Raw genomic sequence first — 24,686 nt, 5'->3', positions numbered from 1 at the left:
GAGGTAAAGCCTTTACATCAAATGCTGATGCACAGGTATTTGATTTCGAGGTAGTCCTCGATACCGTACTTGGAACCTTCGCGACCCAGGCCGGAAGCCTTGATGCCGCCGAACGGCGCCACTTCGTTGGAGATCAGGCCGGTGTTGATACCCACCATGCCGTATTCCAGGGCCTCGGCAACACGGAACACGCGGCTCATGTCACGGGCGTAGAAGTACGAAGCCAGACCGAACTCGGTGTCGTTGGACATGGCGATGACTTCGGCTTCGTCTTTGAAGCGGAACAGCGGCGCCAGCGGGCCGAAGGTTTCTTCCTTGGCGACGGCAGCGGTCTTCGGTACGTCGACCAGGATGGTCGGTTCGAAGAAGTTGCCTTCGATGATCTTGCCGCCCGCCAACACCTTGGCACCTTTGCCAACGGCGTCTTCGATGTGCTCCTGGACCTTGGCGACAGCCTTGCCATCGATCAGCGGGCCAGTGGTGGTGCCTTCTTCCAGGCCATTACCGATCTTGAGCTTGGCGACAGCGGCAGCCAGCTTCTGGGCGAACGCGTCGTAGACACCGTCCTGCACGTAGATACGGTTGGCGCAGACGCAGGTCTGCCCGTTGTTGCGGTACTTGGAGATGATCGCGCCCTCGACCGCCTTGTCCAGGTCGGCATCGTCGAACACGATGAACGGGGCGTTGCCACCCAGCTCCAGGGAAACCTTCTTGATGTCCTTGGCGCATTCTTCCATCAGCTGGCGACCGATTTCGGTCGAGCCGGTGAAGGAGAGCTTGCGTACCAGGGAGTTGCCGGTCAGCTCGCCGCCGACTTCGCCAGCGCTGCCGGTCACGACGCTCAGCACGCCAGCCGGGATGCCGGCACGGTTGGCCAGCTCGACCAGGGCCAGGGCGGAGTACGGGGTTTGCGAAGCAGGCTTGAGCACCATAGTGCAGCCAGCGGCCAGGGCCGGGCCGGCTTTACGGGTGATCATCGCGGCCGGGAAGTTCCACGGGGTAATCGCGGCGGTGACACCGATCGGCTGCTTGATGACGATCAGACGCTTGTCCGGCTGGTGGCCCGGAATGGTGTCGCCGTACACGCGCTTGGCTTCTTCGGCGAACCACTCGATGAACGAGGCGGCGTAGGCGATTTCGCCCTTGGCTTCGGCCAGTGGCTTGCCTTGTTCGGTGGTCATCAGGCGAGCCAGGTCGTCCTGGTTCTCGATCATCAGTTCGAACCAGCGGCGCAGCTTGGCCGAGCGCTCTTTGGCGGTCAGTGCACGCCAGGCCGGCAGGGCCTTGTCGGCGGCTTCGATGGCGCGGCGAGTTTCCGCGGTGCCCATCTTCGGCACGGTACCGATGACTTCACCAGTGGCCGGATTGGTCACCTTGATGGTCTGGCCGCTGTCCGCGTCCAGCCATTCACCATTGATGAAGGCCTGTTGGCGGAACAACTGAGCGTCTTTGAGCTGCATGTCGGCTTCCCGAATTGTTGATTGTTGAAAAGCGCGCCCGTGGCACGGAGCGTTTGAAATCTCAAACGAATGCTAAGCGGGTGCTGGGGTGTTGGACAATAGGCTGTTCGAAAAAAAGAACGAACGGTTGAACACCCCGTCTGGAATTTCACGGTGCAACCTCCGCCAAGCCGGCCCCTGCAGGTACAGCGTGGTGCCGGACGACTGGGGGAAAAATGGCCACAGATCAAGGCGATGGACGTCATCGACACAGATGGGTATTATGCGTGCGCGTTGCACTCGTAGCTCAGCTGGATAGAGTACTGCCCTCCGAAGGCAGGGGTCGTGGGTTCGAATCCCGCCGAGTGCGCCATATCAAAAGCCCTGGGATCACTCCCGGGGCTTTTTCGTTCTGGCCGCCTGACAGGCCACTCGCGAATGAGCCCGGCCGAAAACAGGCGCGCCGCGTCATGACGTTTTTCAATCGCCTCCATGCCGTTTCCTGCATTGCCGTGCAAGCCTTCGTACCGGATGCTTTATTTACTCGGACAGATCGCTTTTTCCACCCGCAGAGGCCTGTATGAAGAACGTCGAACAAATCCTCAAGACCAAGTCCCAGCATCAGACCGTCTACACCATCGGCCCTGACGACTCGGTGCTCGACGCCCTGAAGTTGCTGGCAGAAAAGAATGTCGGCGCACTGCCCGTGGTGGAGAACGACAAAGTGGTGGGGATCGTCAGCGAGCGTGACTATGCCCGCAAGCTGGTGCTCAAGGGCCGCTCTTCGGCTGCCACGCCGGTGCGCGACATCATGAGCGCGCCGGTGGTCACGGTGGAGCCCAAGCAGAACCTCGAGTACTGCATGAACCTGATGACCGACCGGCACCTGCGGCACTTGCCCGTGGTCAGCAATGATGAACTGCTGGGCTTGTTGTCGATCGGTGACCTGGTCAAGGAAACCATCGCCGAACAGGCCAACCTGATCAAGCAGCTGGAGCAATACATCCGCGGCGAATGATCGCCTTGGTATTCAATGGTAAGCGCGCTCCAGTTCGTCCAGCTGATGGTCGAAACTGCGCAGGCGCGCCGACCAGGTGTACACCAGCACTTCAAGATCCCGATTCAGCACTGCCGTGTTGCCATGGCCCGTGCTAGACGGCTCGCACAGATCCAGCTGATAACGCTCGCGGGCCATGGCCGTCGCCACGCTGGACAGGTCACGGGCATTGGCAAGCCAGCGGTGATGATGGTCGTGCACTTCGCGGTCGAGCGCCCGGCATTGGCGCTTGAGCGCATCCAGGCTCTGCTCCAGTGGCGTCCCCTTGAGTTCGCCCATGACCTCTTCGAAGGTACGCCCGGAGTGCCAGTAGCTACCCCAGAAATAGCGGTCGAACACAGTCTCGACACGGCGCAGCGCAACCTTGGTGTTCCAGATGGTCAACAACGTTCGCCCCTGAACCACCTCGCGCTTGTTCAGGTGCAACTGCTGCCAGGCGATCCAGGCCAGTCCCATCAGGGCAACCGCCGCGGTCACCGCAGCGGCGGCATAGAGGAACTGCACCGCCTGGTTCATCTGCTGGGTATGGCGGATGCCGTAGAAATAACCGGCCGTCAGTGTGCCCAGGATCGTCACGGAGCACCAGAAGCCTGGCGCGTAGGGATCTTTCATTGCGCTATCCCCTCTTGTTTTTCCTGAGCATAGCAACGGCCAAATCACTCATCAGGTGCCGCTCGGCGCTTTATTTACGAGGGCGACGTAAGGCCTCGTTCAACTGGTCGAAAGGGACCGCCCAATCGGCATCTTCGATGATGCTGTCCTGCAGGAAAGCCCGCTGGGCGTCGGTCCAGAACGGTGCATCCACCAGTTTTATCTCATTCTTCAAGGGCGAATGGCTGGCGATGAACTGGTCGATGCTCACGGCATCGTCCGGCAGACCCAGTTGCTTGAACAATTCCGCGAATGGATGGATCGGTGCTTCCATGATTCCTCCTCATGCGCCGGGCAGACCGTCCACGACGCCGGCCCGGCATTGGTTTGAGAACATCAGCACAGCTCGCGCACTTCGGCGCTCGGCACGAGCTTGAGGTATTGCTCCATGCTCATGTGGATCAGGTGATCGTGATCGCCTGCTTCGAGGTAGACATCGCCTTGACGGGTGATGTTGGGGTCCAAGAGCATTTTTATAGCGTAGGCATCGCCCACCGCAGGCACGGCGCCTCGCTCGCAATCGACGAAGAGGCTCGGTAGCCCGCTCTCGCGGGTAAGTTGCCAGTCACCGGACATGCGTACCTTGCTCATGTCCAAATGGCGGTTGGCCGGTAGCACCGCCATGATGTAGTTGCCATGACGGTCATCAAGCATCACCGACTTGGCAACCCGTTCCGCGGGTACACCGGCCGTGCGTGCCGATTCCAGGCTCGTGGCGGAGTGTGGATGGGGAATGATGTCGTAATCGCAGTTGGCCTGGTCCAGGCGCTGCTGCAGGGTCTTGGCCATACGCATGATGCACCTCCGGTTCGCCCCCCAAGTCTCTGTCAGGAGCGGCCTTACGTCGCGACGAGCTGAAGATCAGCTTCGAAATACCTTGGTGACGCGGCCCCTAATCTCCAAGTTTAGGCCTTACCCCAACAGGCACGACTAAACTTCATTTACAGAGGTGGACGAGGTGACGACAGGTGATCAGGTGCTGCGTGCGCTGGCTATGTCTGTTACTGATGCTCGGCACCTTCCAGAGCGGCCTTGCCGCGCCCGCTCCAGTCTGGCTGCTGAGCATCGACGATGCCATCGGCCCGGCCAGCGCCGATTACCTGATTCGCAGCCTTGAACAAGCCCATGAGCAAGGCGCGCAGTTGGTGGTCATCCGCATGGATACCCCTGGCGGCCTGGACAGCGCGATGCGCCAGATGATCAAGGCTATTCTCGCGAGCCCTGTCCCTGTGGCCAGTTACGTGGCCCCCAGCGGCGCCCGCGCCGCCAGTGCTGGTACCTACATCCTGTATGCCAGCCATGTGGCAGCCATGGCCCCGGGAACCAACCTTGGCGCCGCAACGCCGGTGCAAATCGGCGCGCCGCCAGGTACCCCCAAGGATGACAAGGCCAAACCCAGTGGTGACGAAGACGCTCTTGCACGCAAGCAGGTCAATGACGCCGCGGCCTACATTCGAGGCCTGGCGCAATTGCGTGGACGCAATGCGACCTGGGCGGAGCAGGCCGTGCGCGAGGCCGTCAGCTTGTCGGCCAGTGAAGCGCTGCGTCTGAAGGTGGTCGACCTGGTCGCCAGTGACCTGCCCGATCTGCTGCGTCAGCTCGATGGCAAGACACTTACGGCTGCTGACCAGCCACGCCCGTTGCAAACCGATGGAGCTCGCGTTGTCGAGCACTTGCCGGACTGGCGCACCCGGCTGCTCGCGGTCATCACCAACCCGAGCGTAGCGCTCATTCTGATCATGATCGGTGTGTACGGCTTGCTGTTCGAGTTCATGAACCCCGGCTCGGGGGTAGGCGGAGTGGTGGGAGGGATATGTCTGCTACTGGCGCTGTATGCCCTGCAGCTGCTACCGGTGAGCTATGCGGGGGTGGCGCTGATCCTGCTCGGCCTTGCGTTCATGATCGCCGAAGCGTTCCTACCCAGTTTCGGCGTGGTCGGTTTTGGCGGCATCGTCGCCTTTGTCGTCGGCGCTGTGATCCTGATGGATACCGACGCCCCTGGCTTCGGCATACCGTTGGCGTTGATCGTCACGCTCGCAGTGGCTTCGGCACTGCTGCTCGGCGGCGTGGTGGGCATGGCCCTCAGGGCGCGACGACGGGCGCTGGTCAGCGGTGATGCCGGCCTGGTCGGCAGCCTGGTGAAGGTTACCCAAGTGATGGCGGACAACCCGTTCTGCGGCTCGGTACAGGCCCAGGGCGAACAATGGCAAGTCCAGTGCAAGACACCGCTGCAAGTCGGCCAGTCCGTCCGGGTGATGGCCCGTCACGGTGTCATGCTGGATGTGAGCGCTGCAGCACCCGGGGCGCAAGGGGAATGATGATGTTCATGCAATTGGGCTTCGGTGCCCTGCTGATGTTGCTGGCGGTTTTGCTGCTCTCGGCGTTTCGCATCCTGCGCGAGTATGAGCGTGGTGTGGTGTTTCAGCTGGGGCGCTTCTGGCAGGTCAAAGGGCCTGGACTGATCCTGTTGATTCCAGTGATACAACAGATGGTCAGGGTCGACTTGCGCACGGTGGTACTCGACGTTCCACCGCAAGACGTGATCACCCGCGACAACGTCTCGGTCAAGGTAAACGCCGTGCTGTACTTCCGCGTACTGGACCCGCAAAAGGCGATCATCCAGGTGGAGGATTTCCTCGTCGCCACCAGCCAGCTGGCCCAGACCACCCTGCGCGCTGTGCTCGGTAAACATGAGCTCGATGAGTTGCTGGCCGAGCGCGAGCAACTCAACTCGGACATTCGCCAAGTGCTGGACGCGCAAACCGATGCCTGGGGCATCAAGGTAGCCAACGTCGAGATCAAGCATGTCGACCTGAACGAGTCGATGGTCCGGGCCATTGCCCGCCAGGCCGAGGCCGAGCGTGAGCGGCGGGCCAAGGTGATCCATGCCGAAGGGGAGTTGCAGGCTTCGGAAAAACTGATGCAGGCCGCGCAGATGCTCAGCAAGGAGCCAGGGGCCATGCAACTGCGCTACATGCAGACCCTGGGGACGATTGCTGGAGACAAGAGCTCGACCATCGTCTTCCCCTTGCCGCTGGACCTGCTCAAGGGGTTGATGGACCGGCAGAAATAGACACGGTCGAGTCGCGGGTCGGTGCAAGGAGATGGGCTGCACGGCAGCCCACGCTCAATCAGAGCGGCGCACGACGCAAGGTGGCCAGGAAAGTCGCCGCGCCGATGAACAACCCGGCAAAGGTGCGGTTCAGGCGCTTCTGTTGCTTCGGCGTACGCAGCAGGCGCAACACCCGCGAAGCCAATCCGGTGTATCCGGCCATCACCAGCATGTCGACGGTGACCATCGTTATGGTGATCGCCACATACTGCGGCAGCAGCGGCGCGTGCGGATTGATGAACTGCGGCAGTACCGCCAGCATGAACACCAGTGCCTTGGGGTTGCTGACGTTCACCAGAAAACCACGGAACACCAGGCTCAGCGGCTTACCGATGGGGCGCACTCCCGACTCGTCGGACATGTCCATCGGCAACGCCTGCCATTGCCGATAGGCCAGGTAGACAAGGTAGAACACGCCAAACCACTTGATGACCTGGAAGGCGGTGGCAGAGGCGGCAAGGATGGCGCCGACACCGGCGGCAATGATGGCGATCTGCATGATCAGGCCCAGTTGCAGGCCCAGGGCATTCCAGTAACCGCGCCAGAAACCGTACTGCAGCCCACTGGACATGGAGGCGATCGCCCCCGCACCCGGCGACAGGCTGATGACCCAGCACGCGGCAAAGAAGCCCAACCACACTTCCATCGACATCACACACCTCGCTCGAACATTTGTTGCAAAACATTAAGCTAAGGTGTTGGCGAAAAAATAACCAGTGCTTTCTGAAGGATTTGTATCGCCGGAACACAACGACACGGCCGCCTCGGACAACTCAGTCCGCCTCGACCGAAGCGTCTTGCTGGAGGGACTGCACCTCGGTTCCCCGCCAGCGACGTACCGACTTCTGGAAGAACTGACTATTGGGTACCTGCACCAGCGCACCACCGGCCTCGGGCATTTCCATCAGCGTGGTGAACAGCAGGTTGATAGCGATCACCCGACCTTTGACGCCAGGTTTGTCGAGGGTATCGACCAGTTCGACCACATCACCGATGCGAAACGGCCCGACGGTGAAGATCAACACCGCACACAGCAGGTTGGACAACACGCTCCACATGGCGAAGAACGCCACCGCAGCGACGGCGACGAAGCCGGACAACGCCGTCCACAACACCGTCGCCGATACCCCCATGCGCTCCAGCACGAACAGCAGTGCACTGCCCATGATCAGCCAGCGCAGACCACCACGCACAGGCATCAGCAGCTCCGGCGGCAAGGGGTAACGCTGGCCCAGGCGGCTGAGGCCACGGGCCACGATACGCTGAAGGACGAACGCTACGACCAGAATCAGCAGTATCTGCAGCCCAAGCCAGAAGGTATCCATCCATTGCCCCGGCAACAGCGAGCGCAGCTCCTCCATCAGGACAGCGCCTCGAGTTCGGCCTGCATGCTTTCCAGAGTCTCCAGGGCTTCCATCCAGGCTTCCTCCAGCTCGCCTTCGCGCTGCTTGAGCTTGCTCTGACGACCCAGCAGGTCACGCAACTCGTCCTTGCGTGCTGCGTCGTACAGTCCGCCATCGCCTAGCGCGGTCTCAATTTCGGCCAGCTGGCTGTGCACCTGATTGAGCTCGGCCTCGAGCTTCTCGGCCGCACGCTTGTGCGGCGCCAGTTGCTGACGCAGGGCCGCTGCTGCCTGGCGCTGGGCCTTCTTGTCGGTCTTGTCCGGGTTGGCCACCGTGCTGTTGACCGGCGCGCTGCGCTGGCGGTAATCGACCAGCCAGCGGCTGTAGTCGTCCAGATCGCCATCGAAGGTGTCGACCTTGCCATCGGCCACCAGCAGGAAATCGTTGGTGGTGCTCTTGAGCAGGTGACGGTCGTGGGAGACCACTACCACGGCACCGGCGAACTCCTGCAGCGCCATGGTCAGAGCCAGGCGCATTTCCAGGTCGAGGTGGTTGGTCGGTTCGTCGAGCAACAACAGGTTCGGGCGTTCCCAGGCGATCAGGGCCAGGGCCAGGCGCGCCTTCTCGCCACCGGAGAAATTCACCACCGGCTCGTCGACACGGTCGCCATGGAAGTCGAAGCCGCCAAGGAAGTCGCGCAACGTCTGCTCGCGCTCGGTCGGGGCAATCCGCTGCAGGTGAAGCAGCGGGCTGGCCTTGTCGTCGAGGGAGTCGAGTTGGTGCTGGGCGAAGTAGCCGACGGCCAGGTTTTCGCCGCGCACCAGGCGCCCGCCCAATGGCTGCAACTCACCGGCGAGGTTCTTGATCAAGGTCGACTTACCGGCACCGTTAGGGCCGAGCAGACCGATGCGGGCACCCGGCGCCAGTTGCAGCTTGACCTTTTCCAGGATCGCCTTGTCGCCGTAGCCCAGACGCCCTTCGGACAGGTCCAGCAACGGACTGGAGATTTTCTCCGACTCGCGGAAGACGAAGTCGAACGGCGAATCGACATGTGCCGCCGACAGCTCTTCCATGCGCTCCAGGGCCTTGATCCGGCTCTGCGCCTGGCGAGCCTTGGTGGCCTGGGCCTTGAAACGAGCGATGTACTTCTCCATGTGCGCACGCTGGGCCTGTTGCTTCTCATAGGCCTGCTGCTGCTGCGCCAGGCGTTCGGCACGGGTGCGCTCGAAAGCCGTGTAGCCGCCCTTGTACAGGTTGAGCTTGCGCTGCTCGACATGCAGAACGTGATCGACCACGGCGTCGAGGAAATCGCGGTCATGGGAAATCAGCAATAGTGTGCCGGGGTAACCTTTGAGCCAGTCCTCCAGCCACAGGATCGCATCGAGGTCCAGGTGGTTGGTCGGTTCGTCGAGCAGCAACAGGTCGGATGGGCACATCAGTGCCTGGGCCAGGTTGAGGCGCATCCGCCAGCCACCAGAGAAATCACCTACGCGGCGGTCCATCTGCTCGTTGGTGAACCCCAGGCCGGCAAGCAGCTTGCGCGCACGGGCATCGGCGGTATAGCCGTCGGCGCTGTCCAGCTCACTGTGCAGGCGCGCCAGCGCGGTGCCGTCGTGGGCAGCCTCGGCGGCGGCGAGTTCAGCCTGGACCTTGCGCAGGCGGACATCGCCATCGAGCACATAGTCCACGGCAACCCGGTCGAGGGTATCGACCTCCTGGCGCATGTGGGCTATGCGCCAGTCGCCCGGCAGCTGGCAGTCACCGGCATCGGGCGATAGCTCACCGCGCAGCAGGGCGAACAGGCTGGATTTTCCGGCACCGTTGGCGCCGATCAGGCCGGCCTTGTGACCGGCGTGCAGGGTCATCTCGGCGCCTTCTAGCAAGCGCTGCGGACCACGCTGTAAAGTGAGGTTGGATAGTCTGATCATGATGGTCGCGGAGTCTACCAGCTTCCTCGGCCCGTGGCGTGAGTGGAATCATGTACACCGACCTATGGAATCACGCCCTCGCTTTGTACGCCCGGCCTGGTGTGGAACAGGCCTGCCTGGCACTGCAAGCGTCAGGGGCCGATGTCTGCCTGTTGCTGTGTGGCACCTGGCTGCAAATACGTGGAGTGGCAGCCAGTCGCGCGCGCGTGGGTGCCTTGCGTGAATTGGCCGCCCCCTGGCAACGCGAGGTAGTGGCCCCACTGCGCCACCTTCGCCAGCAATGGCGTGAAGCGGCGACGAGCGACCCGCAGTTGCTGGCGCTGCGCGAACAGGTCAAGGGGCTGGAACTGCAGGCAGAGAAGGCGCTGCTCGAACGCTTGCAGCAGCGTTCGCAACAATGGCCCGCGGACGCTGGTGAGCGTACGGAGGATTGGCTGGCCCTGCTCGTGCCGGACCAGGCCCGAAGCCACGACGCGCTGGTTCGATTGCGCGTCGCGGCCGCAGGGACTCAGGACGCCGAGGACGGCGCCTGAACAGCAGTACTCACAGGTGCCGGCGATGGGGCGGGAGCGGCCGAATTGGTCGCGGGTGCGGGTGAGGCCGGCTTGGCTTCAGGTGCCTGGCTGACGGCTGGCTTGGCTGGCGCCTTGGCAGCAGTTGGCTTGGCGGTAGCAGCTTTGACGGGAGCTTTGGCAGCGGCTGGCTTGGCAGCAGTGGCTTTGGCTGGCGCCTTGGTAGCCGCCGGCTTGGCAGCAGTTGCCTTGGCGGGGGCTTTCGCAGCAGCTGGCTTGGTAGCAGTCGCCTTGGCTGGAGCTTTCGCAGCAGCTGGCTTGGCAGCAGCAGTCTTGGCTGGGGCTTTCGCAGCAGCTGGCTTGGCAGCAGCAGCCTTGGCGGGGGCTTTCGCAGCGGCGGGCTTGGCAGCAGCAGCCTTGGCGGGGGCTTTCGCAGCGGCGGGCTTGGCAGCAGCAGCCTTGGCGGGGGCTTTCGCAGCGGCGGGCTTGGCAGCAGCAGTCCTGGCTGGGGCTTTCGCAGCGGCGGGCTTGGCGGCAGCTGTCTTGGCTGGAGCTTTCGAAGCAGTTGGCTTGGCGGCAGCAGTCTTGGCTGGAGCTTTCGCAGCAGCTGGCTTGGCGGCAGCAGTCCTGGCTGGGGTTTTCGCAGCAGCCGCTTTGGCAGGAGATTTGGCAGCGGCTGGTTTAGCGGCAGCCTTCGCCGGCGCCTTGGCAACCGCAGGCTTGGCTTTAGTGGCCACTGCACGCTGGTCGAGCGCCTTGCTCACGGCTTCACGAACCTTGCCAACACCCTGGGCCAGTTTCAGGCTTTCCTGAGCATCGCGCTTGAGTTGTTGGATATAAGTACGTGTCTGCGATTGACGGTCTTTGAGCGAATCGAGCAACTCTTCAAGTTCGCCAATGGCTTTGTGCGCTTTGCTCTGGGCCTTGGCTTTGCCTGCCTTGGCCGCGTCCTGCAACTTCAGGCGACCGTTATGCAGTTTTTCCTGGGCCTTTACGCGTTGTTTTTCCAACTTGGCCAGCAGTTTCTCAGCATCCGCCAGCGCTTGGGAGCAGGCGTCTTCCAAATGTTCGAGCAGGCTGCCCGAAAGTTGCTGGAGCAGGTGCAACGGCGTACTGACTGGCTTCTTCTTAGCCGACATGGTTTACCTCCTGGCTGACGAGATTGCGGCTCATACTATGCTTCTGCTGCTACCGCCGCTAGGGCATGTTGACAGTATCGATGGCGCCGCGTTGCATGCCTGGGCAAAGTTGTTATCTTGCAGCTCCGTGCAAGTGTAGTTGCTTAATAAATCGTTGCTGATATTTACACATCCATCGACAACAGGGCTGGCATACTTCCCCGCTCATTGGAGCAGGAGTTGAGCATGTCTCGTCATCTTTTATTCGGCCTTTGCCTTCTGGCCACCGCTGCCCTGGCCAACCCTGACACCCCTCCTGCCAACGACCAGGATCTCGCCTACAGCCTTGGCGCCAGCCTGGGTGAGCGCTTGCGCCAGGAAATGCCCGGGTTGCAGCTGGATGCCCTGATCGAAGGCCTGCGCCAGTCCTATCAAGGCCAGCCGCTGAAGCTCGACAAAGCGCGGATGCAGGCCATCCTCCAGCAGCATGAAGAACAGGCAGGCAGCGCCGTCGAGCAGGCTGAAGCGGACAAACTGCAGGCAGTGGAAACGCGCTTCATGGCCAACGAACGGGCACGCGCTGGCGTGCACGAGTTGCCAGAAGGCGTGCTCTACAGTGAATTGCAAAGCGGTACAGGCGCTCAACCCAAGGCCGGGGGCAAGGTACAGGTGCGTTACGTAGGCCGATTGCCGGATGGCTCTGTGTTCGACCAGAACCAGCAGCCGCAATGGTTCAGCCTGGACTCGGTGATCGAAGGCTGGCAGGTGGCATTACCGCACATGAAGACAGGTGCGAAATGGCGCTTGGTGATCCCTTCGGCAAAAGCTTACGGTGCCGAGGGCGCAGGTGATCTGATTGCGCCCTACACACCACTGGTGTTCGAAATCGAGTTGCTGTCGGTGGCTAACTGATCCAGGCCATCAGGCCTGGACAACATCCTCTTGGCTGTGCGCGTTATGCAGCACTTCGATCAGGCAGTCTTCGAGTTCGAAGCGCTCGTGCAACAGGCTGCCCAGCTTGCCCAGTTTCTCGGCAAAGCGCTCGGTGTCCTTGCACTCGCCCTTTTCGCAGTGGTCGTTGAAGGCGATGGCGATCTGAGTGATGTCGTTGATCCGCGGGTTGATTTCTTCGGCGAGCTTCAGCGCTTTCTCATCACCGAAGGCCTTCGCCTCGCTGACCAGTTGCTCACACACTTCGAAGTGCCACGCCGAAACGTAATCGACCAGGATCGCGCAGAAATCGCGGTTCTTGTCCTTGTCGGCAAAAGCTGGCTTGACGTCCCGCAAATTGCGGAAAGCCTGCACCAGGTCCTGGCGCTCTTTCAGCCAGCGGTCGATCAGCTTGTGAACCCCACCCCAGCGTTCCTGAGCGTTCTGACAACTATCGAGCATGGCGTTCTCATCCCTTCTGGGTAGATGCCGCTGCACCTCGCACCACGACCGTGCAGCACAAAGGTGACATCAGCAGGACGGCATCGAGCAGTTGTGTTTTCGGTATGCGTGCTGGGAGATTATTCCCGCGCGTGCTGAGCTTCAAGGTACGCAGCGGACAAAGTTCATACAAGTGTTTAATACCCTTTCTCAGCACCATTGGTCGCGCTGCAGGGTCGGCCTTGCTCTGGATCAAGCTTTGCTCAGTGTGCGGAAACGATACGCCAGCAGGCAGCTCAAGGGCAGCGCCGCCAGGAGCAGGAAGGCCAAGAGGCTCCATTCTGGCAGCGTCAGCTCGAGAAAACTCCAAGTCAGCGAGTTGCAGTCAGGGCCTCCCAGCAGCAACTGCCGTGCAGCCTCGCTCCAGGACCGCTCCAGCACCTGCAGGAACGGCAGCGGGCAACCGTGCACCGTCTCATCACCTTGCAACCAGACATGCCGCCCGGCGAGCAAGGCCCCGCTGCCAGCGAAAGCGAGCATCGCCCGTGAGTAGCGAAGCTGCCCCGATGGCCCAGGGAAATGCAACACCGCGCAGAGGCCCGCGAGCGAATAGAGGCCAAGCAGCAGACGCTGGCTGAAGCACAGCGGGCAAGGAACCAGCCCAAGCGCGTGCTCCAGATGGAAAGACGCCAGCAGCACGGCCAACGATGCAAGGCATGCAGGAACGAAATAGGTGCGCAAACGGGCCGGCAGCATGGGCAGTGAGAGTCCCAGGGTCAGTGACATGGCCTGAAACGGTAGAGGAAACGCGCGCTTTGTTTCAAGGCGCTACAGGCGTGACAAGTCGCTGAATAGCAGAGAATTTTCCAGTCGTGCAGTAGGAAAACTCCGAAGAAATGGACTGCAGAACCAGCTTACAGAAGAAGATAAGTTACCCGGCCCGTGAACCCGCGCCTTGGCGCGGGCCCATGGGGCGGTCAAGCGCGAACGCTCTCCGGCAGCGGCAAGGCCAAGAGGCGCTCGTCCAACAGACCCAAGCCTTCCTGGAACAGCTGATTGCTGCGCTCGGTTTCACCCAGGCCTGCCAATAGACGGGCCAGTTCAGCACAGGCTTCAGGGTTGCGCTCCATCCGCAGGCTGCTCTCCAGGTAATCGCGCGCCTTGCCCCAGAGGCGGTTCTGCAAGCTCAGGCGCCCCAATGTCAGCAACAAGCTTGGGTCTTGTGGATGGGCCTTGAGCCAGCCCTCGGCAGTTTGCAGCTGCCGCGCGGGGTCATCGCCACGTACCAGCCCGTAGAGGCGGGCCAGGTGGCTTTCGTATTCGCGCTTCAGAGCGTTGCGCAGCACCTGCTCGGCTTCACCCTGGGCGCCCACCTGCCGCAGTTGCTCGGCGTAGGCCAGCACCAACTGCGGCTCCTGACGCTGTGCCGAGGTCAGTTGCTGCCAGGCCCGTTCCAGTGACTGGCGCGCGCTGCCTGGATCTTCACCGCGGGTCGCTGCCAGGCTCAGGTTCTGGCCCCAGGCGCGTTGCTCCAGCGCGGCGAGTTCATCGGCGGGCAGCACCTTGCCCTTGCGCAACTCAGGCAGCAGACGGATCAGCGCCGACCAGTCGCCACGCTCGAGATACAGGCGTTGCAGCAAACGCAGCACCTGGCCGTTGTGCGGGTGGCGCTCGTGCATCGCCAGCAGGGTTTCCAGGGCGCCATCACTGTCGCCACGGTCCATCTGCAGCTGGGCATGGGTCAAGGCCACCGCCAACTCAGCCTGGGGCTGACGCTCAAGAGCGCGCTCCAGCAGGTTGTCGCTGTCTTCCGTACGCCCAAGCTCGTTGGCGGCGCGGGCAGCGCCGAGGTAGTACAGCAAAGGCTGGCGCTCGGCCTCGGCGGCTCGATGCAGGTGACGCTGCGCACTGGCCCAGCGTCCCTCGGCGAGGTCGAGTTGACCCTGTTCGACCGCCAGGCGGATACGCCGACTACGATTGCGCCGCGACCATGGGTTGACTACACCGGAAGACGTCAGCACCAGGCCAACCAGGTAACGCAGCAACCACAGCAGCGCAACGATCACGAGCAATGCTGCCAAAGCCGCCCAGAGCCCCGATTGATAGCGGAAGCTGCCGTAGGAGATCAGCACATAGCCGCTGTGCTTGGCGACAGCAATGCCCAGCGCTGCTGCGACCACGATGGCCAGCACCGCCAGCAAGTAGACGCGCTTCATGGTTTGCCCCCTTCAGCCTCGGCGGGCAGATGGCGGCGCTGGATGTAGGCCTGCACGGCAGCAAGGCTTTCACTCAGGTCAGGGGTAACGACCGAGACCGGCTGTGCGGCCAGTTCATTGAGGCTTTCGAGCATCGCCTTGCTTTGTGGGTTGTCGGCATTGAAGTTGGCCAGCAGCACGCTGCGAGCATCGTCCAGAGCCTGGTCGTACACCTTGGCCTCGCCGTTGAGCGCCGCCCATTGGGCCTGCTCGATGGTCAGGCTCAGGGCCAGGCGAAGCTGGTTGAGCGACTGCCCGGCCAGCAAGGGCCGCACATTTTCATCGGCGTTGAAGTCGATCTGGAAATACTTGGATATCTCTGCCCACCACTGCGACCAGCGACTGGCGCCATCGCCGTCGGAGGTCAAGGCGCCCAGCGCATCGGCGTTGCTATCGAATTCTGGGGACTGGGCACTGAGCTGCTGCACCAGTTCACGTTGGGCGGCAAGCTTGAGGAATAGCCCGGTGCGGTCCGGCTGCTGGGTGCTGTTGAGCGTCGCGAGGCTGCGTGCCAGTTGCTCGCGAGCCGCGAAGGCACCCGGGTCGCTCTGCTCGCGGAGGATTTCGTCGGCCCCTTCGACCAGGGCCTTGGCGCTGGTGATGTCCTGCAACGCCGACAGACGCAGGGTAGCCAGACGCAGCAGGTGCTCGGCCTCGGCCAGGCGCCATTCCTTGCGGCTCTCACCGAGCACGGTCTCCAGACGCTGACTCAGGCGCTGCTGATCACTTTGCAGCTGGGCCACCAGACGACGGCGGTCTTCCAACTCGCTGGCTGCCGGCAGGCTGGCCAGCTGCGCGCTGATCTGCTGCTCGCGCTGCTGCAATGCCTCGGCGCGCAAGGTCAGTGCCTCCAGGTGCTGTCCCTGGCCTTGCTCGCTGCCTTGCAGCTGCCGCACTTGCCAGACACCCCAGCCGCCCACTGCCACACCGGCCGCACCCAGCAGCAGAGCAAGCAGGGCCAGGCCATTACCGGAACGTTTGGTGGGTGTCGTGCTGACAGGATCCGCCGACGCCTGTGCCGACGGTTGATCATTGTTGGACAAGACAGTTTCGCTCACGTATCCATCCTTTGCATGGGGGCGCATCGCTCTGAGCTTAGCGCCTTAAGAGGCAGGTGCAGCGCTGCGCTGCACGGCTGCCAGCAAGGCCGCGGCACTGGCGCCACGGCAATCCACAACCTGTTGAGCCCCAGCGGCCCTGGCCTGCTCGGCGACTCGGGGGCTTGGCACGAACAGCGGCAGTTGCGCGAGCTTGGCCCAGTCGGCGCCCGCCATTTGCCGCAGATGTTCAAGACCTTGCCCACTGCTGACCATCAGCCCATTGAGGCGTTCCGCTTCGATGCGACGCAGCAACGTGCCCGCCGGATACTCTGGCAGGCATCGACGATACAGTTCCAGATAATCGACACTAGCACCTTGCTCTCCAAGACGCTCGCAGAGCAGTTCGCGACCTCCCTTGCCACGAACGATCAGAACCCGCGGCGCAGACGCCTCGATGGCTTCACGCAATTCAGGGAGCGCCAACAAGGCCTCGCTGTCATCGCCCCGTGGCGGGCAAGTCACGTACGCCCCCGCCTCGCGCAGCACCTGAGCGGTCGCCTCGCCTACCGTGAACCAGCCGCGCTCCGGGAGGGGCAAGCCGACCTCCGCCAACCGTTCGAGCAGCAACCGGGCCGCCGGCTTGCTGACCACGATGATTGCCTGGTAACGGTGCAGATCGGCCAGCAACTGACGTCGACCGTCATCCAGCGCAACTGGCTCGATCGCTAGCAACGGCAGACAACTACTGGCTATTCCTGCGGCAAGCAGGCTCTGCGCCAGTGCCGCGCAGTCCTCTTCGGGCCGGGTCAGCAACAGGCGCCAGGGGCTCACGGGTGACCCGCCTCGCCGTAGACTTCCTTGAGAATTGCCTCGGCACCCTGGCCCAGCAGGTCTTCAGCCACCCGAACACCGAGCGTCTCGGCCTGGGAGCGGGGAGCACGGGCATCGGCCACCAGCAAGGTACCTCCGCTTGGCTGGCCGACCAGCCCGCGCAGCCACAACTGCTCTCCTTCGAGCACCGCGTAGCAGGCAATGGGCACCTGGCAACCGCCATTGAGTCGCTTGTTCAGGGCCCGCTCGGCCACCACGCGGTCAGCGGTGTCGACGTGGTGTAGCGGTGCCAGCAGAGCATGAATCTCGCTGTCGGCGCTGCGGCATTCGATGCCAACCGCGCCCTGGCCGCCTGCCGGCAGGCTGTCATCGACGCTGATGGTCGAGGTGATACGGTCTTCGAAGCCCAGGCGAATCAGACCCGCCGCGGCGAGGATGATCGCGTCGTACTCACCGGCGTCGAGCTTGGCCAGGCGAGTATTGACGTTGCCGCGCAGGAAACGGATCTGAAGGTCAGGACGACGCGCCAGCAATTGCGCCTGACGGCGCAGACTCGAGGTGCCGACGATGCTGCCGGCCGGCAGTGCCTCCAGGCTGGCGAAGGTATTGGAAACGAAGGCATCGCGCGGGTCTTCGCGCTCGCAGATGCAATAAAGGCCCAGGCCCTCGGGGAAATCCATCGGTACATCCTTCATGGAATGCACGGCGATGTCGGCCTCGTTGTCCAGCAAGGCGGTTTCCAGCTCCTTGACGAACAGGCCCTTGCCGCCGATTTTCGCCAAAGGCGCGTCGAGCAGCTTGTCGCCCCGGCTGACCATGGGCACCAGCGTAACCAGCAGACCTGGATGGGCCTGCTCCAGACGGGCTTTGACGTATTCGGCCTGCCACAGGGCCAAGGCACTTTTACGGGTGGCAATGCGGATTTCGCGAGTGGACATGGAACGCCCCGAACCAGAGAAATGCCGCCGATGATAACAGCTCCGCCGGCTTCGCTAGCAGATGCGGGTCAATCGCTCGTCTGGCGCTGCCTGTTGCGGGGCTATCGTCGGCAAGCCGGCTTGGGCGTGGTCGCAGCCGACTTGCCGACGAGACGCGCTTAGAGCGTCTGCATCATCTTGCGCACGCCAGCGACATGGCGGCGGCTGACTGTCAGGGCATCGCCTTCCAGCCCCTTGAGAAACAGCTGGAAGTGCCCTAGCGGCGTGCGTTGCAAGCGCTCGATACGCTCGCGGGCGACCAGCGCGTTGCGGTGAATGCGTACGAACCGCTCGCCGAATTCGTCCTCGAGTGCCTTGAGGGGCTCGTCGAGCAGCACCTCGCCTGCTTCATGACGCAAGGTGACGTACTTGTGGTCGGCAATGAAGTAGATGACCTGGGGTAAAGGGATCAGCTCGATGCCCTTGCGGGTTCGCGCACTGATATGGCTGCGCGGGCCGCCCCCTTCGCTGCCCGGTCGGGTAAGCGCTGCCAACTGGGCGCGGTTGGGCTTTTCGGCCTTGCGCAGCGCCTCGCGCAGCGCCTGGGGCTGAATCGGTTTGGTCACATGGCTGAGCGCGCTGCCCTTGAACGCCTCGCTACCGTATTCATCGTCGCCGGTGCTGAACACCACCGACGGCGGAGCCTCGCGCTCGCACAGGCGGGCGGCCACCTGCAAGCCGTCAAGGCCTGGCATGCCGATGTCCAGCAGGACCACGTCGGGCTTGAGGCTTTCGATCAGGGCCAAGGCCTCCTCGCCGTTGGTGGCGCTGGGCTCCAGCACGGTGTAACCCTCCAGTTCGCCAAGCAGCCGTGTTAGGCGTTCGCGGGCCTGGGGTTCGTCATCAACGATCAGGACATTCATAATTGCGCTGGATTCCTGAGTGAGTCTCGCACAGGTATAGCGTAGACAGGTATGGTTCGAGCGACACTGCGGTCACGCTCTAGACCGGTGCGATGGCCAAAGATTCACTAGGCCGGCATATTCGTTGCCAGTCCTTTGTCCAACTGTAGACGGTCCGTGGAACACTGCCGTTCAATCGTCAAATATCGCTGGCCTCCCCGCCTGCGGGTATTTTCTCGATATTTCTCTCGACCGGCGTCCTACGGCGGCCAGCCCAACCCTGTTATCATCGGCGCCACTTTTTTCGTTCACGCCTTCAATGAGTGAATCCATGAGCACCGACAAGACCAATCAGTCCTGGGGCGGCCGCTTCAGTGAGCCCGTCGACGCCTTCGTCGCCCGTTTCACCGCCTCGGTCGATTTCGACAAGCGCCTGTACCGCCACGACATCATGGGTTCGATCGCCCACGCCACCATGCTGGCGCAGGTCGGCGTCCTCACCGATGCCGAGCGCGATGCCATCGTCGATGGCCTGAAAACCATCCAGGCTGAAATCGAGGCCGGCAACTTCGACTGGCGCGTCGACCTGGAAGACGTGCACATGAACATCGAAGCTCGCCTGACCGATCGTATTGGCATCACCGGCAAGAAGTTGCACACCGGCCGTAGCCGCAACGACCAGGTCGCCACCGACATTCGCCTGTGGCTGCGCGACGAGATCGACCTGATCCTGGCCGAGATCACCCGCCTGCAGCAGGGCTTGCTGGAGCAGGCCGAGCGCGAAGCCGAAACCATCATGCCCGGCTTCACTCATCTGCAGACGGCCCAGCCCGTTACCTTCGGCCACCACCTGCTGGCCTGGTTCGAAATGCTCAGCCGCGACTACGAGCGTCTGGTCGACTGCCGCAAGCGCACCAACCGCATGCCCCTGGGCAGCGCGGCGCTGGCCGGCACCACCTACCCGATCGACCGCGAACTGACCTGCAAGCTGCTGGGCTTCGAGGCCGTGGCCGGCAACTCGCTGGACGGCGTCTCGGACCGCGACTTCGCCATTGAGTTCTGCGCCGCCGCCAGCCTGGCCATGATGCACCTGTCGCGCTTCTCCGAGGAGCTGGTGCTATGGACCAGCGCCCAGTTCCAGTTCATCGACCTGCCCGATCGTTTCTGCACCGGCAGCTCGATCATGCCGCAGAAGAAGAACCCGGACGTGCCGGAACTGGTGCGCGGCAAGAGCGGCCGTGTGTTCGGCGCCCTGACCGGCCTGCTGACCCTGATGAAAGGCCAGCCGCTGGCCTACAACAAGGACAACCAGGAAGACAAAGAGCCGCTGTTCGACGCTGCCGACACCCTGCGCGACTCGCTGCGTGCCTTCGCCGACATGATCCCGGCCATCAAGCCACGCCATGCCATCATGCGCGAGGCGGCGCTGCGCGGCTTCTCCACCGCGACCGACCTGGCGGACTACCTGGTACGCCGCGGCTTGCCGTTCCGTGATTGCCACGAAATCGTGGGCCATGCCGTGAAGTACGGCGTCGACACTGGCAAGGACCTGGCCGAGATGAGCCTGGACGAACTGCGCCAGTTCAGCGACCAGATCGAACAGGACGTGTTCGCCGTGTTGACCCTGGAAGGGTCGGTGAATGCCCGTAACCACATTGGCGGCACCGCACCTGCCCAGGTGCGTGCTGCGGTGGCGCGCGGCAAGGCCCTGCTGGCTTCGCGCTAAGGCACTCGATCGCTGGCAAGCCGGCTCCTACAGTGGATGTGCGACCTGTAGAAGCCGGCTTGCCGGCGATTGCTTTCAGCGCTTACCGCTGCGCACCATCTCCCTGAACGCCGGCATCGCCGCCTCCTTGTCCGCCACGATCCGCGCCATGTGCGGGTTCTCATTCATTTGACCCAGCAACGCCTTCGCCTGCGGGAAGTCCGCCAGGAAGTCGATGCCCAGCACCTTCTTGCCCACGGCACAAGCCAGGTCCACCGAGAAGCAGAACATCAGGTCGGCGATGGTCATCTGCTCGCCCGCGACATAGGGCGCGAAACGCCCGTTGCGCTTGAGTGTGGCGAACCCCGCCAGCAGATCGGCGCGCGCACGCTCCTTGATCAATGGCTCGACCGCCATACCGAAGAACGACTCGGCATAGCAGGTACGCGCGGGCAACTCTATATACAGCTCGATTTCCTTGAGCAGCTCACGCACCTTGGCCTGGGCAAACGCATCGGCAGGCAGCAATGGCTTACCGCCCTGCGTCTGCTCGATGTAGTCCAGGATGACGCTGGTTTCGCTCAGGAAACCGTGCTCAGTCTCCAGCACCGGCACCTTGCCACGCGGGCTGATGGCCAAGGCATTGGGCAGCTGGCCGCCGAAGAACGGCACCTCTTCGAAGGGGATTTCTTTCTCCAGCAGCGCCAGCTTGACCATGTTGTAGTAGTTGCTGACCGAGAATCCATGAAGCTTGAGCATTGGTTGACAGCCTCCAGGCCGTGTGGGGTTGGCCCGGCTTTTATAGACTGAACAGCCAGGCATGACCAGCCAAGGCGTGGCAAACTGTACGCCCCACTACAGGAGTACCGCCATGAGCGAGCCCACCGACATCGACAATGACGACGAAGAAGCGTTCGCCGAAGCGACGCTGACCCAGGCTATCGAGAACCAGATCGAAAGCGGCGAGCCGCCCGCTGCCAAGGCCACGTTCAACAAGCTGACCCTGGTGGGTTACGCGCGCGAAGACATCCTCAACCTCATGGCCCATGTGCTGGCCATTGAAATCGACAACATGCTCGATGAAGACCGTCCGTTCGACGGTGAGTGGTACGAAACAGCCTTGCGCGCGTTGCCGGAGCTTCCCCCTGAGGCGTATCAAGGCGACGACGAATAAGCCGACTACACTCCAGGATCAGGCACCGCTGCCGGTGCCGCCATCCTCGTCTGGAAGTCAGGAGTCGCCATGTCCTTCACCCCCGAACTGATCGCCGAATTGGAAGTCCTCGCCCTGTTCAACCTGGACAGCCATCAGGAAGGCATCAAGGTCCACAGCAACGCGTCGCCCGCCCTTGTCGCGGCAGCCAAGCGGCTGTTCGACAAACAACTGACCGACCAGCCTGACGGCGGCTACCTGACTAGCCTGGGGCTCGATGCCGCCCAGAGTGTCCAGCAGCTGCTGACCATCCTCAAGACTGCGCAACCGGCCTGATGGCATGGGCCCCATCAGCGGCGCGCCGCTGGTGGGGGCCCATGCGCTGGCAAAATGGCGTCAAATTTTGCGCTTTTCGACTTATCCGACTGCGATACTCAGGCTAAACTCGCCGCAGCTACCCTGGCCTGCTCTGAGCGCTGAATGAACCACCCCCACGAAATCCGCCCCGACCTGGACGAAGGCATCGACCGCAAGGTGCTGGCGAAATTGCGTGCGCGGTTCCTGCAGGTCAACGAAGGCAGGCTGCAGCGCGCCAAGGACGGGCTTTCGACGCGCCAGCAACAGGTGCTGACCCTTCTGCCGCTGTTGTTTCACGTCAACCATCCGTTGCTGCCCGGTTATGTCTCCGGCAGCACACCGGCCGGTGTCTCGGGCTTCGAGCCCGATGCAGAACTGGTCGCCGAGGGCCAACGACTGGCCCGCTCGTTCTCGTACAAGACGCGCCTGGGCAACCCGCATCGGCCGATTCATGGCCTGTTCCTGATGGGGAGCCTGGGTTCCCTGGCCCAGGCCGAACAGAGCGACATGGACCTCTGGGTGTGCCATGCACCAGGCCTGAACGACCATCAGCTCCAGGAGCTGCGGCGCAAATGCCAGTTGCTCGAAACCTGGGCCGACAGCCAGGGCGCCGAAGCGCACTTCTTCCTGATCGACCCGCAAGGTTTCGCCCAGGGCCAGCGAGACAGCCAGCTCAGCTCGGACGATTGCGGTACCACCCAGCATTTTTTGCTGCTCGATGAATTTTACCGCACCGCTATCTGGTTGGCCGGACGTACGCCGCTGTGGTGGCTCGTGCCCGTGTATGAGGAACACAACTATCGCGGCTACACCGAAACCTTGTTGTCCAAGCGATTCATTCGTAGCACCGATGCCCTGGACCTGGGCAACCTGGCGCACATTCCGCCCGGTGAGTTTGTCGGCGCCGGCCTGTGGCAGCTGTTCAAGGGGATCGACTCACCCTACAAATCCTTGCTCAAGTTACTGCTGACCGAGGTCTATGCCAGTGAACACCCGAGCGGGCGCTGCCTGAGCCTGGACTACAAGCAATCTGTCTTCGCCAATCAGCTCAACCTCGATGAACTGGACCCCTACGTGATGGTGTACCGGCGAATCGAGCGTTATCTGCTGCAACGGGGAGAAACCGCCCGCCTCGAACTGGTGCGGCGCAGCCTCTACCTGAAGGTAAACAAGAAAATCAGCACACTTGACCGCTCACGCAACAGTGGCTGGCAGCGTCGGCTATTGCAGCGCCTGACCGATGAGTGGGGTTGGGACGAACGACAACTGGCCATGCTCGACAGCCGTAGCCAGTGGAAAGTGCGCCAGGTCGCCCTCGAACGCCGCGAACTGGTTGCCGAACTCAACCACAGTTACCGCTTCCTCAGCCAGTTCGCACACAACCAGAATGCCAGCAGCCGCGCTGACCAGCGCGACCTCAACGTGCTCGGCCGACGCCTGTATGCCGCCTTCGAGCGCCGGGCGGGCAAGATCGAGGTAATCAACCCCGGCATTGCCCCGGACCTGGCCGAGGACACCCTGACGCTGGTCCAGTCGCCCAATCGCAAGGAGCCTGGCAGCCACCATTGGGGCCTGTACAACGGCAATCTCGGTGTGCACGAGTGGGAACACTTCAGCCCGATCAAGCGCTGCCGCGAATTGCTCGAACTGCTGACCTGGGCCCACCGCAACGGCGTCATCGACAGCAGCACGCGCCTGGCGCTGCACCCTGGGGTCAGCGACCTGACGGAATTCGAGCTGTTCAACCTGCTGGGCAGCCTGCAGCAGAGCCTCCCCCTGCCGTTGGGCAGTGTCAGCGAGGTGCGCCTGCTGCAACCCAGCGTTGCCGATGAAATTCTGCTGCTGGTCAACGTCGGGGTCGACCCGCTGCGCCATCACCGTGACCTGAACATCCTGATGACCACCGAGCGCACCGACTCGTTGAGCTACGCCGGGGTGCGCGAGAACCTGGTGCTGACCGTTGACCAAATCACCCTCAATAGCTGGAACGAAGTGCTGGTGCAGCGTTACGACGGCGAGCATGCGCTGCTGCGTTGCCTACGCGACTTCCTCAACACACTCGGCCAGCGCAGCCATCGACCACGGGTGCGGGTGCGCTGTTTCTGCCACAACCGCGCCCAGGCCATCAGCCAGCGGGTCGAAGAGATTTTCGACACGGTGCAACTGCTGCTCGATCAAGGCCAGAACCATCGCTACCTGCTGCAAGTAGCACAGCATACGCATGCCCTGGAGTTGCAACCCGGCCAAGTCGCCCTGGTCACGCTGGATAGCCAGGAGGCCGTGCTCGATTACCTGGGCGAGGAACGCAGCGCTTACAGCCCACTGTACCTGGACGCCAATGCCCTGCAGGACCACGATCTGCCACTGGTGCTCGAGCAAGGCCGCCCCGACTGCATCCAGGTGTTCTACCGATTGTTCGATGGCTGGGCTGACCTGTATGTGCTCGACGAGTACAACGCCCTGTGGCAGCAACGCCTGCCGCTGCAGGACGAGCGTCATCTATTGCTGCCCTTGCAGCGTTTTCTGCGTTCGGTGGTGATGCGCCGTGATGCCCGCTTACCCCTGGATTACTCAAGGCAAGTGCCGCTGCAAATCCACTATGCGCAGCTGTTGCCGTCCGGGCCTGGCAAGGCACGCGGCATCGAGCCACGACCCGCACCGAACGAAGGCCTCGATCAGCCTTGCTACGAAGTCCAGGCCATTCTTCAGGCAGGCACTGACAACGACGTGCATGTGACGCTCTATTGCGACCAGTTGGAATTTTCCGAGTTGGACCACGGCGATGAGCTGTATGCCGTGGTCGCCCGACAGATTCTCGGCCAGCGTCGTAGCGCCGGGCAGTACCGGTGCTACATCACCGACCTGGACCTCTCGGAGCTGCTCGGCGACGAACTAGGGTCGACCATTCTCTACTTGCGCTACAAGCGCCAACTGGAACAGTCGCTTAACGAGGGCCTGGCACAGTTACAGGCGGCCCTGGAGCCCTGAACGGCCG

At 62.6% G+C, this 24,686-nt stretch carries 25 protein-coding genes and 1 tRNA gene; 10 read left to right on the top strand and 16 right to left on the bottom strand.

The window, feature by feature from the left end; all coding sequences use genetic code 11:
• Positions 1–17: 17 nt before the first annotated feature.
• Positions 18–1,460 (bottom strand): NADP-dependent succinate-semialdehyde dehydrogenase, encoded by a 1,443-nt coding sequence (gabD, locus tag H620_RS0119290; protein ID WP_023378141.1) that lies wholly within the window; start codon positions 1,458–1,460, stop codon positions 18–20.
• Positions 1,461–1,735: 275 nt separating this feature from the next.
• Between gabD and H620_RS0119285 the strand changes: the two genes are divergently transcribed.
• A tRNA-Arg gene (locus H620_RS0119285) sits at positions 1,736–1,812 on the top strand.
• A gap of 207 nt (positions 1,813–2,019) precedes the next feature.
• Positions 2,020–2,457, top strand: coding sequence for a CBS domain-containing protein (locus tag H620_RS0119280; protein ID WP_023378140.1), 438 nt, complete (start codon positions 2,020–2,022; stop codon positions 2,455–2,457).
• A gap of 12 nt (positions 2,458–2,469) precedes the next feature.
• On the opposite strand, the gene H620_RS0119275 is transcribed toward H620_RS0119280, so the two are convergent.
• The 3 genes from H620_RS0119275 to H620_RS0119265 all read right to left on the bottom strand — a co-directional run bounded on the left by H620_RS0119275 (position 2,470) and on the right by H620_RS0119265 (position 3,942).
• Complete coding sequence (locus tag H620_RS0119275; RefSeq protein ID WP_023378139.1) at positions 2,470–3,108, bottom strand: hypothetical protein; 639 nt, start codon at positions 3,106–3,108, stop codon at positions 2,470–2,472.
• Between the two features lie 70 nt (positions 3,109–3,178).
• On the bottom strand, positions 3,179–3,421 hold the full coding sequence (locus H620_RS0119270) for a DUF2789 domain-containing protein (RefSeq protein ID WP_023378138.1): 243 nt from the start codon (positions 3,419–3,421) through the stop codon (positions 3,179–3,181).
• 62 nt (positions 3,422–3,483) lie between these two features.
• The gene (locus H620_RS0119265; protein WP_023378137.1) at positions 3,484–3,942 is read right to left on the bottom strand and encodes an aminoacyl-tRNA deacylase; all 459 of its coding nucleotides are present in this window, start codon (positions 3,940–3,942) and stop codon (positions 3,484–3,486) included.
• Between the two features lie 173 nt (positions 3,943–4,115).
• On the opposite strand from H620_RS0119265, the gene H620_RS0119260 reads away from it, so the two are divergent.
• Positions 4,116–5,465, top strand: coding sequence for an NfeD family protein (locus H620_RS0119260; protein WP_027907886.1), 1,350 nt, complete (start codon positions 4,116–4,118; stop codon positions 5,463–5,465).
• 2 nt (positions 5,466–5,467) lie between these two features.
• Positions 5,468–6,220, top strand: a complete 753-nt coding sequence (locus tag H620_RS0119255) for a slipin family protein (protein WP_023378135.1) — start codon at positions 5,468–5,470, stop codon at positions 6,218–6,220.
• A 58-nt stretch (positions 6,221–6,278) separates the two neighbouring features.
• On the opposite strand, the gene H620_RS0119250 is transcribed toward H620_RS0119255, so the two are convergent.
• The 3 genes from H620_RS0119250 to H620_RS0119240 all read right to left on the bottom strand — a co-directional run bounded on the left by H620_RS0119250 (position 6,279) and on the right by H620_RS0119240 (position 9,530).
• Positions 6,279–6,911: a LysE family transporter gene (locus tag H620_RS0119250; RefSeq protein ID WP_023378134.1), complete on the bottom strand. Its 633-nt coding sequence runs from the start codon at positions 6,909–6,911 to the stop codon at positions 6,279–6,281.
• A gap of 121 nt (positions 6,912–7,032) precedes the next feature.
• A complete protein-coding gene (locus H620_RS0119245; RefSeq protein ID WP_023378133.1) occupies positions 7,033–7,620 on the bottom strand; it encodes a mechanosensitive ion channel family protein in 588 nt (195 codons plus the stop codon).
• Positions 7,620–9,530 carry an ATP-binding cassette domain-containing protein gene (locus H620_RS0119240; protein ID WP_023378132.1) on the bottom strand — a complete coding sequence of 637 codons (1,911 nt, stop codon included), beginning with the start codon at positions 9,528–9,530 and terminating at the stop codon, positions 7,620–7,622. Before H620_RS0119240 ends, H620_RS0119245 begins: the two co-directional genes overlap by 1 nt.
• A 50-nt stretch (positions 9,531–9,580) precedes the next feature.
• Here H620_RS0119240 and H620_RS0119235 point away from each other — a divergent pair, with 50 nt between their 5' ends.
• Positions 9,581–10,063 (top strand): TIGR02444 family protein, encoded by a 483-nt coding sequence (locus tag H620_RS0119235; protein WP_023378131.1) that lies wholly within the window; start codon positions 9,581–9,583, stop codon positions 10,061–10,063.
• On the opposite strand, the gene H620_RS0119230 is transcribed toward H620_RS0119235, so the two are convergent.
• Positions 10,039–11,181: an AlgP family protein gene (locus H620_RS0119230; RefSeq protein WP_027907885.1), complete on the bottom strand. Its 1,143-nt coding sequence runs from the start codon at positions 11,179–11,181 to the stop codon at positions 10,039–10,041. The two genes, H620_RS0119235 and H620_RS0119230, sit on opposite strands and share 25 nt — an antisense overlap.
• Positions 11,182–11,406: 225 nt before the next feature.
• Between H620_RS0119230 and H620_RS0119220 the strand changes: the two genes are divergently transcribed.
• Complete coding sequence (locus H620_RS0119220) at positions 11,407–12,072, top strand: FKBP-type peptidyl-prolyl cis-trans isomerase (RefSeq protein ID WP_023378129.1); 666 nt, start codon at positions 11,407–11,409, stop codon at positions 12,070–12,072.
• 9 nt (positions 12,073–12,081) lie between these two features.
• On the opposite strand, the gene H620_RS0119215 is transcribed toward H620_RS0119220, so the two are convergent.
• The 7 genes from H620_RS0119215 to H620_RS0119185 form a co-directional block, all read right to left on the bottom strand.
• Positions 12,082–12,552 (bottom strand): Rsd/AlgQ family anti-sigma factor, encoded by a 471-nt coding sequence (locus H620_RS0119215; RefSeq protein WP_023378128.1) that lies wholly within the window; start codon positions 12,550–12,552, stop codon positions 12,082–12,084.
• A gap of 231 nt (positions 12,553–12,783) precedes the next feature.
• A complete protein-coding gene (locus tag H620_RS0119210; RefSeq protein WP_023378127.1) occupies positions 12,784–13,287 on the bottom strand; it encodes a disulfide bond formation protein B in 504 nt (167 codons plus the stop codon).
• A gap of 221 nt (positions 13,288–13,508) precedes the next feature.
• The gene (locus tag H620_RS0119205) at positions 13,509–14,747 is read right to left on the bottom strand and encodes a heme biosynthesis protein HemY (protein ID WP_023378126.1); all 1,239 of its coding nucleotides are present in this window, start codon (positions 14,745–14,747) and stop codon (positions 13,509–13,511) included.
• Positions 14,744–15,844, bottom strand: coding sequence for a uroporphyrinogen-III C-methyltransferase (locus H620_RS0119200; protein WP_027907884.1), 1,101 nt, complete (start codon positions 15,842–15,844; stop codon positions 14,744–14,746). Before H620_RS0119200 ends, H620_RS0119205 begins: the two co-directional genes overlap by 4 nt.
• 45 nt (positions 15,845–15,889) lie before the next feature.
• The gene (locus tag H620_RS0119195; RefSeq protein WP_023378124.1) at positions 15,890–16,657 is read right to left on the bottom strand and encodes a uroporphyrinogen-III synthase; all 768 of its coding nucleotides are present in this window, start codon (positions 16,655–16,657) and stop codon (positions 15,890–15,892) included.
• Positions 16,654–17,595, bottom strand: a complete 942-nt coding sequence (gene hemC, locus H620_RS0119190; protein WP_023378123.1) for a hydroxymethylbilane synthase — start codon at positions 17,593–17,595, stop codon at positions 16,654–16,656. The genes H620_RS0119195 and hemC overlap by 4 nt, the downstream gene beginning before the upstream one ends.
• 158 nt (positions 17,596–17,753) lie before the next feature.
• Positions 17,754–18,497, bottom strand: a complete 744-nt coding sequence (locus H620_RS0119185; protein WP_023378122.1) for a LytR/AlgR family response regulator transcription factor — start codon at positions 18,495–18,497, stop codon at positions 17,754–17,756.
• A 310-nt stretch (positions 18,498–18,807) separates the two neighbouring features.
• On the opposite strand from H620_RS0119185, the gene argH reads away from it, so the two are divergent.
• The gene (argH, locus tag H620_RS0119180) at positions 18,808–20,202 is read left to right on the top strand and encodes an argininosuccinate lyase (RefSeq protein ID WP_023378121.1); all 1,395 of its coding nucleotides are present in this window, start codon (positions 18,808–18,810) and stop codon (positions 20,200–20,202) included.
• Between the two features lie 75 nt (positions 20,203–20,277).
• On the opposite strand, the gene H620_RS0119175 is transcribed toward argH, so the two are convergent.
• The gene (locus H620_RS0119175; RefSeq protein WP_023378120.1) at positions 20,278–20,940 is read right to left on the bottom strand and encodes a glutathione S-transferase; all 663 of its coding nucleotides are present in this window, start codon (positions 20,938–20,940) and stop codon (positions 20,278–20,280) included.
• Positions 20,941–21,052: 112 nt separating this feature from the next.
• Here H620_RS0119175 and H620_RS0119170 point away from each other — a divergent pair, with 112 nt between their 5' ends.
• The 3 genes from H620_RS0119170 (at position 21,053) to H620_RS0119160 (ending at position 24,679) form a co-directional block, all read left to right on the top strand.
• On the top strand, positions 21,053–21,355 hold the full coding sequence (locus H620_RS0119170) for a hypothetical protein (RefSeq protein ID WP_023378119.1): 303 nt from the start codon (positions 21,053–21,055) through the stop codon (positions 21,353–21,355).
• A 69-nt stretch (positions 21,356–21,424) separates the two neighbouring features.
• Complete coding sequence (locus tag H620_RS0119165; protein ID WP_023378117.1) at positions 21,425–21,670, top strand: TIGR02647 family protein; 246 nt, start codon at positions 21,425–21,427, stop codon at positions 21,668–21,670.
• A 144-nt stretch (positions 21,671–21,814) separates the two neighbouring features.
• Positions 21,815–24,679, top strand: a complete 2,865-nt coding sequence (locus H620_RS0119160; protein ID WP_027907883.1) for a class I adenylate cyclase — start codon at positions 21,815–21,817, stop codon at positions 24,677–24,679.
• Positions 24,680–24,686 lie beyond the last annotated feature (7 nt).

This window comes from Pseudomonas taiwanensis DSM 21245 (assembly GCF_000425785.1).
GTDB lineage: Bacteria > Pseudomonadota > Gammaproteobacteria > Pseudomonadales > Pseudomonadaceae > Aquipseudomonas > Aquipseudomonas taiwanensis.
Note: the sequence above shows the minus strand (reverse complement) of the source record. Positions and strands in the feature narration are given on the sequence as shown.

Bases quoted from the DNA above. Each gene is read 5' to 3' on its own strand.
- argH (WP_023378121.1), top strand. From the start codon at position 18,808: ATGAGCACCGACAAGACCAATCAGTCCTGGGGCGGCCGCTTCAGTGAG.
- H620_RS0119175 (WP_023378120.1), bottom strand. From the start codon at position 20,940: ATGCTCAAGCTTCATGGATTCTCGGTCAGCAACTACTACAACATGGTC.
- H620_RS0119270 (WP_023378138.1), bottom strand. From the start codon at position 3,421: ATGGAAGCACCGATCCATCCATTCGCGGAATTGTTCAAGCAACTGGGT.
- H620_RS0119220 (WP_023378129.1), top strand. From the start codon at position 11,407: ATGTCTCGTCATCTTTTATTCGGCCTTTGCCTTCTGGCCACCGCTGCC.
- H620_RS0119160 (WP_027907883.1), top strand. From the start codon at position 21,815: ATGAACCACCCCCACGAAATCCGCCCCGACCTGGACGAAGGCATCGAC.
- H620_RS0119265 (WP_023378137.1), bottom strand. From the start codon at position 3,942: ATGCGTATGGCCAAGACCCTGCAGCAGCGCCTGGACCAGGCCAACTGC.
- H620_RS0119170 (WP_023378119.1), top strand. From the start codon at position 21,053: ATGAGCGAGCCCACCGACATCGACAATGACGACGAAGAAGCGTTCGCC.
- H620_RS0119165 (WP_023378117.1), top strand. From the start codon at position 21,425: ATGTCCTTCACCCCCGAACTGATCGCCGAATTGGAAGTCCTCGCCCTG.
- H620_RS0119210 (WP_023378127.1), bottom strand. From the start codon at position 13,287: ATGCTGCCGGCCCGTTTGCGCACCTATTTCGTTCCTGCATGCCTTGCA.
- H620_RS0119245 (WP_023378133.1), bottom strand. From the start codon at position 7,620: ATGGAGGAGCTGCGCTCGCTGTTGCCGGGGCAATGGATGGATACCTTC.
- H620_RS0119275 (WP_023378139.1), bottom strand. From the start codon at position 3,108: ATGAAAGATCCCTACGCGCCAGGCTTCTGGTGCTCCGTGACGATCCTG.
- hemC (WP_023378123.1), bottom strand. From the start codon at position 17,595: ATGTCCACTCGCGAAATCCGCATTGCCACCCGTAAAAGTGCCTTGGCC.
- H620_RS0119250 (WP_023378134.1), bottom strand. From the start codon at position 6,911: ATGTCGATGGAAGTGTGGTTGGGCTTCTTTGCCGCGTGCTGGGTCATC.
- H620_RS0119235 (WP_023378131.1), top strand. From the start codon at position 9,581: ATGTACACCGACCTATGGAATCACGCCCTCGCTTTGTACGCCCGGCCT.
- gabD (WP_023378141.1), bottom strand. From the start codon at position 1,460: ATGCAGCTCAAAGACGCTCAGTTGTTCCGCCAACAGGCCTTCATCAAT.
- H620_RS0119230 (WP_027907885.1), bottom strand. From the start codon at position 11,181: ATGTCGGCTAAGAAGAAGCCAGTCAGTACGCCGTTGCACCTGCTCCAG.
- H620_RS0119215 (WP_023378128.1), bottom strand. From the start codon at position 12,552: ATGCTCGATAGTTGTCAGAACGCTCAGGAACGCTGGGGTGGGGTTCAC.
- H620_RS0119280 (WP_023378140.1), top strand. From the start codon at position 2,020: ATGAAGAACGTCGAACAAATCCTCAAGACCAAGTCCCAGCATCAGACC.
- H620_RS0119240 (WP_023378132.1), bottom strand. From the start codon at position 9,530: ATGATCAGACTATCCAACCTCACTTTACAGCGTGGTCCGCAGCGCTTG.
- H620_RS0119185 (WP_023378122.1), bottom strand. From the start codon at position 18,497: ATGAATGTCCTGATCGTTGATGACGAACCCCAGGCCCGCGAACGCCTA.
- H620_RS0119205 (WP_023378126.1), bottom strand. From the start codon at position 14,747: ATGAAGCGCGTCTACTTGCTGGCGGTGCTGGCCATCGTGGTCGCAGCA.
- H620_RS0119255 (WP_023378135.1), top strand. From the start codon at position 5,468: ATGTTCATGCAATTGGGCTTCGGTGCCCTGCTGATGTTGCTGGCGGTT.